Source organism: Chryseobacterium sp. 2TAF14, from assembly GCF_052115105.1.
Lineage (GTDB): Bacteria > Bacteroidota > Bacteroidia > Flavobacteriales > Weeksellaceae > Chryseobacterium.
Genome location: NZ_JBFRGA010000339.1, coordinates 1 through 858 on the forward strand (window position 1 = coordinate 1; position 858 = coordinate 858).

Annotated in this window: 1 protein-coding gene; it reads right to left on the bottom strand. The window is 32.1% G+C overall.

What is annotated here, in order from left to right; genetic code table 11:
- Nucleotides 1-59 precede the first annotated feature (59 nt).
- The gene (locus AB4Y90_RS18075; RefSeq protein ID WP_441558943.1) at nucleotides 60-701 is read right to left on the bottom strand and encodes an alpha/beta hydrolase; all 642 of its coding nucleotides are present in this window, start codon (nucleotides 699-701) and stop codon (nucleotides 60-62) included.
- Nucleotides 702-858 lie beyond the last annotated feature (157 nt).

The following is an 858-nucleotide window of genomic DNA, read 5'->3' on the forward strand; positions in this document are numbered from 1 at the left end:
ACTTTTATCAATATCAAATCTTGCGTCTTTGCGTTTTTCCAATAAATTTAAACAGGCTCTCAAACAAAAATTTTATTCAACAATAAAGAAACTTCCTTATACTTGGTTGCCGGAAAAAGATGCGTTCCGCCTTTAATAATATAATCAGGCTTTGAATTTTTAATAGGGAAAACGATATCACGGTCGCCCATAATCTGGATGATATTATTTTTCTGCTCAAATTTCCATTCAGAAATACGCTCAACAGACCATTTAAGATAATAAGGGTCGGTAACTCTGAAATATTGATTGACTTTAGGGTTTTTAGGATCAAAGAATTTTCTGAAAACAGAATAAGTTTCTAAAGTTTTAAGATTAAAAAAATTCACAGGAATATATTTAGGGATTTTAGTAATCTCTCCCATCCGGATCAGTCGTGATTTTTCCTTATCAGATTTAATACTTCCAAGAATCACTACTTTTTCTGCCGCTTTCAGCATATTAATTTCCTGCACCATAATTCCGCCAAAAGAATATCCCAAAAGATAAAAAGGCTCAGAAACATCTATCTTTGCTGCCATTCTTTCAACATAAGAGCTGAACGGTTCATTATTTTCGGGAATCAGCCAATCGATAAAAACAACTTCATGCTCTTTTGGAAACTGCAGCCTTTCCAAAACTTTAAAATCTGCACCAAGACCGCTTACAACATATATTTTCATCAAAATGAATATTTGAGCTAAAATAAAAAAAGGACCGCTTATTTAAAAGCAGCCCTTTCTATTTTATAAAAAATTTAACCTTATCTCGGTCTTTCATTGTCAATTTTCTGAGTAGAAAGACCGAGATAAGGTTAAATTTTTTATAAAATAGAAAGGG

What these genes read in the sequence shown, in the direction of transcription:
- AB4Y90_RS18075 (WP_441558943.1), bottom strand. Translation starts at nt 701, where the DNA reads ATGAAAATATATGTTGTAAGCGGTCTTGGTGCAGATTTTAAAGTTTTG.